Genomic DNA, 8,920 nt, shown 5'->3' with positions numbered 1-8,920 from the left:
GCATCGCCACCACCGCCTCGGGCACTCACCTGTCGATCAACGAGGCGTTGAAGATGGCCTCGGGTACTCGCCCGGTGCTCGCAGTCCTCGACGACAACGGCATCCCGCTCTACCTGGGCTACGGCGAACGCATCGCCACCCCCGGCCAACGCCTGGCCCTGATCGCCCGCGACAAGGGCTGCACCCACCCCGGCTGCGACGTCCCGGCGACCATGTGCGCCGCCCATCATGTGATCGACTGGGCCAAAGGCGGACCCACCGACCTGAACAACCTCGCCCTCGTCTGCGATCACCACCACGCCATGGTCAACGACAGCGAACACGGTTGGAAGACAGTCATGCTGGGTAAAGACTCCCCGCATCGCGGACGCATCGGATGGATCGCCCCCACATCCCTCGACCCCACCGGAACACCCCGCGTCAACGAAAAACACCACCTCGCAGGGCAAATCGCCACCGAGATAGAAATCAGTTGCCAGCAATGGGGCGCGCGAGCCGCATAACCCGCCGGGCTCGCGCGTGCCCCGGCCCACCCAACATGTGATTCGGACACTCGAGGCCAGGTAACCCGAGCGAAGACTCCTCCGGTTATTGCGCCACAACGGAATTACCTCAAGCCGGCATGCACCGGAAGTGTGGTTGCGTCGCCAGCCCTACCGGACCTGAGCTGACGCGACCCGGGTGCCGCACCCGCCGATCCCAGCCCCCGGACCGCACGCATTACGTTCTACAGACCAACCATCCCAACTTCACGCCGGGATGTCGTGGCGGCCCCATCCCCGAGGTGGCTGGAACCGCAACCGAGCCGACCAACCCAGCCAGCCCCTCCCCCTCCTCCAGGCATCTTTTGATCTTTTGCTCTTTCGTCTTTGAGCTTTTCAGCTCGTCAGATCCAGTGTGTCGAATCGGTAGCCAGCCCAGATACGCCGCGAAGCTTCCTCGAGGTACGGCCGGGTAACCGCTTCAGCGTGATAGACGCGAGTCGATCGAGCGCGCGGATCATAAGCCGCCCACCCAGGATTCCCGGTCGCCGCGAAGCTCACCCAGTCGGTTCGAATGCACTGACCGACATAGGCGATTTCCTCCGCGGCGTTGGCGTGGGCGGAGCGGTGGTCGCGGACCTCGTCCGGGCTGAGGGTGCCGAACAGCAGCAAGAAGTCCAGACAGTGCGAGGCACCTTGTTCCGCGTTGAAGCTCCAGGCCAGTTCGTAGAACCGCACGGGCCCGCCGCCGACGTGGGCAGCGTCGGCCAGGTGGAGGCTCGGCATGCGGAAGAGCCAGTCGCTGTTGAGAATTTCGAATCGTTGGGCGGGCGTGGCATCCGGATAGGCAGTGCGATAGCGCCTTTCACCGTCTGGGCCAGGGCACAGGTGGTGAAAGGCCATTGCCATTTGTTGCGGGGTCCGTTCATACCCGGGCCGGGATGTGTAGAGCCGGAACTCGTCGCGGGTGTGGCCGATGAGTAGGTCCACGTTGCGCGCGGCACCACGGGCGAGTGCGGTCCATGGCGCGTACGGAAGGGCATCCCCATCGACGATGGGTGAGAAGGGCGTTGGTGTCAGTGCCATCGGGCCCCAGACGTCAACGAACTCCGGCAGCTTCGCAATCAGAGCGGTGGTCGCGTTCGTCAGAGCGCGCGGCGGAAGTCGCGCGAGGTCGGAGACTGTGGCCCGCACACCGAGTTGTGCGGCAATCGTGGTCGAGATCGCGTCGGCGAGTCCTGGGGTGAAGTAGGTTCCGGGCATGCTCTGACTGATCGCCCGTCGAAATAGCCCCGCAGCGCTCGGCATTACGAGCAGGGCGGCGATGGACGCAGCACCGGCGGATTGCCCGAAGACGGTGACATTGGCTGGGTCACCACCGAACGCGGCAATGTTGTCTTGAACCCAGCACAGGGCTGCTATCTGATCCAGAATGCCGCGATTGTTCGGAGCACCGGCAATGCGTGCGAACCCGTCCGCGCCAACACGGTAGTTCATGCTCACCACGACGACGCCCGCACGGGCCAGGGTCGCGCCATCGCAGTGTGGATTGGCGGTGTTGTTCTCCAGATAGGTTCCGCCCTGGATCCACACCATCACAGGAAGATTCGCGCCACCGAGGTCGGGCGACCAGACGTTGAGGGTCAAACAATCCTCGGAGCCATCGTCGACTTCCCCGGACACCGAGGACATCACCGCTCCGCCATTGTTCACTTGAGGAACCGGCGGACCGAACACCCCCGCGTCCCGGACCCCGTCCCATCGCCGCGCGGGAATCGGACCCGCGAACCGGCGCGGGCCGACCGGCGGCTCCGCATAACGAATTCCCCGAAAGACCGCGACGGAGGTTTCCCACCTCCCGCGCACGACTCCCGCTGCCGTGCGGATCTCGGGCTCAATGTCCACGACTGTGCATCCCTCTCCGAGGAGACGGCGAGCGAGGCGAGCAACGCCGACCTGCCGGATATCGAATGGGCCTGAGCGCTCCCGAAGGAGGCTGGAATGGCGGGAAACTGCCGAATCGGTGCCGTTTGGGGGTGATTAGGCCCATTGGGGCCAGGGGTCAGTCTTCGTAGCGTTCGACTGTGGGGGTGGAGCCGGGTTCCCAGAGGGAGATCAGGGGGTTTAGGAGGTCGGCGGATTCTGTGTGTTCGGTGGCCATGTGTTTTTCGAGGGTTTGCTGGTCGGTCCAGCGTTCCAGCATGACGAGGGCGTCGGGGTCGGTGGTGTTTTGGTACAGGTCGTATTGTTCGCAGCCCTCTTCGCGGAGGGTGTGGGCGCGGACTGCGTTGAAGGCGGCGGCGAACTCCGCGGCCCGGCCTGCCGCCACCCGGATCGAGATGATGTGACGAATTGCCATGGGCTACATGGTAGGTACACTTGCGCTGCGAAGGGGGGCGGAGGGGTGACTGGGATGCGCGATTTCCGGCGGAGTAACGCTGTTCAGGCTCGGCTGCACGAACTGGTGCCGGGTGGGGCGCACACGTATGCGCGGGGCGCGGATCAGTATCCCGAGGGGATGGCGCCGGTTCTGGTGCGGGGCAAGGGTGCTCGGGTGTGGGACGCGGACGGCAACGAGTACGTCGAGTACGGGATGGGGTTGCGGTCGGTCACGCTGGGGCACGGGTTCGAGCCGGTCGTGGACACGGTGGCGCGGACCATCGCCGACGGGGTCAACTTCTCGCGGCCGACCGAGTTGGAACTGCTTGCCGCCGAGGATTTTCTGAGCCTGGTGCCCGGGGCCGACATGGTGAAGTTCGCCAAGAACGGGTCCGACACCACGACGGCCGCGGTGCGGTTGGCGCGGGCGGTCACCGGACGGGAGACCGTGGCCATCTGCGATCAGCCGTTCTTCTCCGTCGACGACTGGTTCATCGGCATGACCGATATGAATGCGGGCATTCCGGCCCAATCGACCGTGCGGTTCCGCTACAACGACCTCGAATCGCTCGAAACGGTCTTGCGCGACAACGAGATCGCGTGCGTGTTCCTGGAGCAGGCCACCGCCCTGGCCGAACCCGCACCCGGATTCCTCGCGGGCGTCCGCGCCCTCTGCGACCGCTTCGGCGCACTGCTGGTGTTCGACGAGATGATCACCGGCTTCCGCTGGTCCGCCGGTGGGGCCCAACACCTTTACGGCGTCACGCCCGATCTCTCGTGCTGGGGCAAGGCGATGGCCAATGGCTTCCCCCTCTCCGCCCTGGCCGGCAAGCGCGAGTTCATGGAGCTCGGGGGCCTGCGTACCGACGCGGACCGGGTCTTCCTGCTGTCGACCACGCACGGGCCCGAGACCGCCTCGCTGGCCGCCTTCCGCGCCGTGGTCGAGGTCTACCAAAGCTCGGACCCGGTCGCGCGGATGGAGGAGTCCGGCCGCCGCCTGGCCGCCGCGGTCAATGCCATTGCCGCCGACCTCGGCATCGCCGATCACCTCGAGGTCACCGGCCGCCCCTCCTGCCAGGTCTTCCTCACCCGGGACCCGAAAGGCGTCCCCTCCCAGCCGTATCGGACCCTGTTCCTCCAGGAACTCCTCGAGGGCGGCGTCCTGGGGCAGTCGTTCGTCAATTCCGCCGCGCACACCGACGCCGATCTCGAGCTGACCGTCGACGCCTGCCGGGCCGCCGCCAAGACCTACCGCACGGCCCTCGAACAGGGCAGCGTCGACGGTCTGCTCCACGGTCGCCCCGTGGCCCCGGCACTGCGCCGCACCGCCGCACCACGCCGTCTGCCTTCCTGACTCCCCCACCCATCCCGCATTCGACATTCGAATAGCGGACATTGTCTCGCGCAATTCCCTTTGACCGACTATTGATTGAATCCGAAGAGAATTCATGGACAGCGGAACAGGGTGAGACAGTGGTGGGTGTGTCCGGCGCGCTGGTGACCGGAGGGGCCGGGGATGTCGGGCGGGCGGTGGCGCGGCGCCTGGCGCAGGCCGGGCGCGCGGTGTGGGTCGCGGATGTCGACGCCGAGGGAGCGCGGGCGTGCGCCGCGGAGTTGGGGTCGGAAGCGACTGCACTGGAACTCGATCTGACCAGCGAGCAGAGCATCGCAGCGGCGGCTCGGGCGGTGGGCGGCAACGTGTCGACCGTCGTGCACTGCGCCGGGGTGGCGGTCGTGGAGCCGTTCCTGGACAGCGGAACCCTGACCTGGGATCTCATGTTCCAGGTCAACCTGCGCGGACCCATGCGCCTGACCCAGCTGCTGCTGCCGGGCATGGTCGACGCCGAGGCCGCCCGCATCATCTTCGTCGCCTCCGACGGCGCGCGGGCCGGTGCCTCCGGTGAAACCGTCTACGCCGCATCCAAATCCGGCCTGTTCGGCTTCGCCAAGTCGCTCGCCCGCGAAGTGGCCCGCCACCGCATCACCGTCAATGTGGTCTGTCCCGGCCCGTTGGAGGGCCGCATGGTCGCCCACACCATGGCCGACCACCACGCCACCCTCACCGCCCTCGAAAAAGCCATCCCCCTCAAACGACTGGGTCGACCGGACGAAGTAGCCTCCCTCATCGCATGGCTGGCGAGCCCGGAAGCCAGCTACGTCACCGGCCAGCTGATCAGCGTCAGCGGCGGCATCACGATGCAGTAGGAGTTGCCAACACATGCCCACCATGCCCATCGTCGACGCCCACATGCACCTGTGGGACACGGCCGCCCATCCCTGGTATCCGGGTCTGGCGAGATTCGTCGAGGCCGGAAGGCCGGACATCGCACAGAATTTCCTGCTGCCGGACTTCGATCGGGGACTCGGAGATATCGAGGTGGCCGAGCTGGTACACGTCTCGGCGACCACCGCACCGCACACGTATCTGCCCGAAACCCGTTGGGTGGATGGGATTGCCGAGAGCGACCCGCGACCGTTCGCCATTGTCGGGGCGGTCGACCCGCTACTGCCCAAGGCCGACCTGATCGACCATCTCGAGGAGCAGGCACGCACTGAACGCTTCAGCGGCGTGCGGGTTTTCACGGGACTGTCGCCGAATACGCCTGCGGCCGACGCCCTTGCCGGGTGGCTGCAAGAGCACGACCTGGCCTTCGATCTGGTGGCCAAGCCCGCGGAGATCCTCGACTGGATCGACTTCCTGGCCGGGTACCCGAATCTGCGGGTCGTGCTCGAACATCTCGGCTTCCCGCAGGGACAGTCCTCCGACGCGCGCACGGCCTGGCACAACGCGATCTCGTTGGCGGCCAAGGAAACCCAGTGGCTGTGCAAGCTGTCCGGGTTCGGGCTCATCTGCCCCGATCTGACGTGGCCGACACTCGAATACTGGCTGGAGTCCAGTGTTTCGCTGTGGGGCTGGCGGCGTTTGATGTTCGCCTCCAACATGCCGGTCGATTCCCTGGCCGGCACCTACACCGAGCTGGTCGCCGCGATCGACCACATCGTGGGCACCGACGCCACCGAGGAGGAGGCGGAGTTCTTCTACCGCACCAACGCCACCGACACCTACCACCCGCGCTGAGCGGTCACAGGCGAATGCCCCCGTCGACTGGTTGGAGTTCGGGGTACCGGCACGGGGGCATCGCATCGGGTGGCATCGGGCTATGGCGGCTCCTTTCCGTCGGCCTATCGGGTCAACGCTGGCGCAGTGCCGTGAGCCGGTCGGTGTATTCCTTGTCGTCGATCTCACCGCGTGCGAAGCGTTGGGCGAGTAGTTCTTCCGGCGTCGGGAGCTGGGGATAGCTGGGTCGCTCGCCGATGGCGAAGCGGATGCCGATGACAATGGCTCCGATCACCAGGACCCAGAAGATCAGCATTCCAATGCTCATCCAGGCGTATCCCCAGCCGCTCATATCGTGGCCGTACCAGTACATCATGGCCGTGATTCCCTTCGTTGCTGATCGGCGATGTATTCGCCGATGCTCGACAGGCTCGCGCCCGAGCGGGAGTGCTGCGGTTTCGCGATCGGTGGATTCGGTTGGGCCGCACGCGACTTCACCTCGTCGGCGACCGAACGTGCCCACTTCTCGATCGCGGGCCAATCGCGCAGGTCCGCGGCGGGTAGCGCCTTCAGCGGCGAAACGGGCAGCCACAGCATCAGGCGCTGCGGACCGCGCAGCACCGCCGGATCCCAACGGCCGCCGAATATTTCGGAGGCGAAGGGGCGCAGCCAGTCATTGCGCTCGAGGAGAATGTCGAGCTGGGTGCGAGTGTCGGCGGACTTGTCGGCGGCGATGTGGCCCGTGGCGAAGACGGCGACATCGCGGTGCGCGAGGCCCGGGCCGAACCGGCTCAGGAAGTGGCGGGCCGGGCGCGGCCAGCGGCCGTAGTAGAACGGTGCGCCGAGCACGATAGTGCGGTAGTCGTCGATGCTGCGGATCTCGTGCATATCGCGGCAGTCGACCTCATATCCGCACTCACGCAACGTATCCGCGATGCGCTCGGCCACCTCGCGCGTGGAGCCGTACCGGCTGGCGTAGGCGACCAGAATCGTTCCCTTCACGACGGCACCTCAATCCACGGACTCGAGCGCGAGCGCCTGGCCCGCGGTCGCGCCGCCGTCGGCGACGAATTCCGAACCGGTGGAGAATGTCGCCTCGGTGATCAGGAATCGGACCATGGCGGCGACCTCTTCGGGCTCGCCGAAGCGCGGCAATGGTTGCGCGGCGGCCATGGATTCGGGGAGACCGGCGGTCATCGGGGTGTGGATCGGGCCCGGATGCACCGAGCAGACACGGACATTCGCGGCACCGAGCTCGACCGCGGCGGCCTTGGTGAGCCCGCGCAGGCCCCACTTGCTGGCGACATAGCCGCCGATTCCGGCGTATCCGGTGAGTCCGGCCGTCGAGGAGATATTGACGATGACTCCCCCGCCCGCGACCCGCAGTCGCGGCGCGGCCAGGTGCATGCCCAGCCACGCCCCGAACAGGTTGACGTCCAGGACGTGCCGGAACAGGTCGGGGTGCTCGGATTCGATCGTGCCGAAATCGAGGATTCCGGCATTGTTGACCAGCGCGAGCAGGGAACCGAATTCATCCTCGGTCTCGTCGAGGACGCGCACCCAGTTGTCGGAGTCGGTGACGTCGAGGTGATGGAACCGCGCACTCGGGCCCAGGGAGTGGGCCAGCTGCGCGCCGTCGTCGTCGCGGACGTCGGCGATCACCACCGACGCTCCCGTCTTCACCAATTCGGTCGCGATCGCCGCGCCGATCCCGCGCGCGCCGCCGGTGACGATGATGCTTCTGCCCAATAGTCCAGTCATGGCCGACCTCCACGTCCGATTCGAGTCCGGTGTCGATTTCAGGATTCCGCGTCGGTGGCGGGCACATCACGGCCGAAGGTCACGAGCGCGTGGGCCGTGTGGCCCCGGGCCGGAACCGGTTGCGGCACACCTGCGCCGAGGTGACCAAATCCCCTGCTCGCAGTGTCGCTAAGCCCGTATCGACGGGTCGAGCCGGGGCGAAGACTCTAACCATGACCGCCATGAACGTTCCCTCCGTCGCGATCCCGGACCGCCACACCCTGCTGGAGGCGATGCGTCGGGCCTCGCGCGCGCCGTCGGTGCACAACACTCAGCCCTGGCGTTGGGTGCTCGACGGCGACGTCCTGAACCTCTATGCCGATACCGACCGGTTGCTCACCGCGGCGGATCCGCTCGGTCGGCAGCTGATCATCAGTTGCGGTGCGATATTGCATCACGTGCGCACCGCCTTCGGGGCGCGCGGCTGGCACACCGACACGCTGCGCATGCCGACACCCTCGGATCCGACGCATCTCGCCGAAATCCGCTTCCGCCCTTGGGATTCCCCGCCCGCCGGATTGATCTCGCGGGCCGCGGCCATGACCGAGCGGCACACCGACCGCCTGCCCATGAACCCGCCCGAGGACTGGGAGGCGCTGCTGCCGCATCTGCGGATGCTCACCTCACCCCACTATGTGGAGCTGGACGCCTTGACCGACGATCTGCGGCCGCGGCTGGCCGCCGCCACCGAGCAGGCCACGGCGCTGCGGCATCACGACATGATGTATCAGGCCGAGATCGGCTGGTGGGCAGGGCATTCCGGGGCCCCGGAGGGAATTCCGCCGACCGCGCTGCCCTCGGACGCCGAGGCCGCGCAGGTCTCGCTCGGCCGCCGCTTCCCGTCGGCCCCGCATTCCATGCGGCGCGCCGACACCGAGGATCGGGCGCGAGTCGTGGTGCTCAGCACCGAGTTCGACTCACCCGCCGACTGGCTGCACACCGGTGAGGCGCTCTCGGCGGTCCTGCTGGAATGCACCGTGGCGGGCCAGTCGACCTGTGCCCTCACCCATATCACCGAGCTTCCGACGGGACGGCATCTGCTCACCAGCCTGACCCACCCGACCTACAAGCCGCAGCTCATGATCCGCATCGGCAAGGCGCCCGCCGACGAGCCGTGGCAGTCCACCCCGCGCCGCCTGCTGTCGGAGTTCTTCACCACCCGCTGAAGCAAGATCGAAGATCCCTGCCCGCTCGGGACTTT

10 protein-coding genes are annotated in these 8,920 nt (G+C 66.9%); 5 read left to right on the top strand and 5 right to left on the bottom strand.

From position 1 onward, the window contains the following. Nucleotides 1-503 (top strand): HNH endonuclease signature motif containing protein (locus VMT65_RS33210; RefSeq protein ID WP_326312611.1); only part of this gene is annotated, 503 nt, incomplete at its 5' end. Between the two features lie 375 nt (nucleotides 504-878). On the opposite strand, the gene VMT65_RS33205 is transcribed toward VMT65_RS33210, so the two are convergent. Both VMT65_RS33205 and VMT65_RS33200 read right to left on the bottom strand, forming a co-directional pair. Then, nucleotides 879-2,387 carry a carboxylesterase/lipase family protein gene (locus VMT65_RS33205; RefSeq protein ID WP_326312610.1) on the bottom strand — a complete coding sequence of 503 codons (1,509 nt, stop codon included), beginning with the start codon at nucleotides 2,385-2,387 and terminating at the stop codon, nucleotides 879-881. A gap of 157 nt (nucleotides 2,388-2,544) precedes the next feature. After that, nucleotides 2,545-2,841, bottom strand: a complete 297-nt coding sequence (locus VMT65_RS33200; protein ID WP_326312609.1) for a putative quinol monooxygenase — start codon at nucleotides 2,839-2,841, stop codon at nucleotides 2,545-2,547. Between the two features lie 54 nt (nucleotides 2,842-2,895). On the opposite strand from VMT65_RS33200, the gene VMT65_RS33195 reads away from it, so the two are divergent. The 3 genes from VMT65_RS33195 (at nucleotide 2,896) to VMT65_RS33185 (ending at nucleotide 5,940) form a co-directional block, all read left to right on the top strand. Beyond that, complete coding sequence (locus VMT65_RS33195) at nucleotides 2,896-4,215, top strand: glutamate-1-semialdehyde 2,1-aminomutase (RefSeq protein ID WP_326312608.1); 1,320 nt, start codon at nucleotides 2,896-2,898, stop codon at nucleotides 4,213-4,215. A 119-nt stretch (nucleotides 4,216-4,334) separates the two neighbouring features. Continuing rightward, on the top strand, nucleotides 4,335-5,066 hold the full coding sequence (locus VMT65_RS33190; RefSeq protein WP_326312607.1) for an SDR family NAD(P)-dependent oxidoreductase: 732 nt from the start codon (nucleotides 4,335-4,337) through the stop codon (nucleotides 5,064-5,066). A gap of 13 nt (nucleotides 5,067-5,079) precedes the next feature. Next, entirely contained in the window at nucleotides 5,080-5,940 is an 861-nt protein-coding gene (locus VMT65_RS33185; protein WP_326312606.1) for an amidohydrolase family protein, read from the top strand. 112 nt (nucleotides 5,941-6,052) lie between these two features. Here the strand turns inward: VMT65_RS33185 and VMT65_RS33180 are convergent, their stop codons facing one another. Genes VMT65_RS33180 through VMT65_RS33170 form a run of 3 tightly spaced genes read right to left on the bottom strand, consistent with a single transcriptional unit; the run spans nucleotide 6,053 to nucleotide 7,680 of the window. Continuing rightward, nucleotides 6,053-6,295: an SHOCT domain-containing protein gene (locus tag VMT65_RS33180; protein WP_326312605.1), complete on the bottom strand. Its 243-nt coding sequence runs from the start codon at nucleotides 6,293-6,295 to the stop codon at nucleotides 6,053-6,055. Continuing rightward, nucleotides 6,292-6,921: a flavodoxin domain-containing protein gene (locus VMT65_RS33175; RefSeq protein ID WP_326312604.1), complete on the bottom strand. Its 630-nt coding sequence runs from the start codon at nucleotides 6,919-6,921 to the stop codon at nucleotides 6,292-6,294. The genes VMT65_RS33180 and VMT65_RS33175 overlap by 4 nt, the downstream gene beginning before the upstream one ends. 9 nt (nucleotides 6,922-6,930) lie before the next feature. Then, a complete protein-coding gene (locus VMT65_RS33170) occupies nucleotides 6,931-7,680 on the bottom strand; it encodes an SDR family oxidoreductase (RefSeq protein WP_326312603.1) in 750 nt (249 codons plus the stop codon). A 221-nt stretch (nucleotides 7,681-7,901) separates the two neighbouring features. Here VMT65_RS33170 and VMT65_RS33165 point away from each other — a divergent pair, with 221 nt between their 5' ends. Then, on the top strand, nucleotides 7,902-8,885 hold the full coding sequence (locus VMT65_RS33165; RefSeq protein WP_326312602.1) for an Acg family FMN-binding oxidoreductase: 984 nt from the start codon (nucleotides 7,902-7,904) through the stop codon (nucleotides 8,883-8,885). The last annotated feature ends 35 nt before the right edge of the window (nucleotides 8,886-8,920 follow it).

Source organism: Nocardia sp. CDC153 (genome assembly GCF_035818515.1).
In the GTDB taxonomy this organism is placed as follows: Bacteria; Actinomycetota; Actinomycetes; order Mycobacteriales; family Mycobacteriaceae; genus Nocardia.
This window is presented reverse-complemented; position numbering and strand designations above follow the sequence as displayed.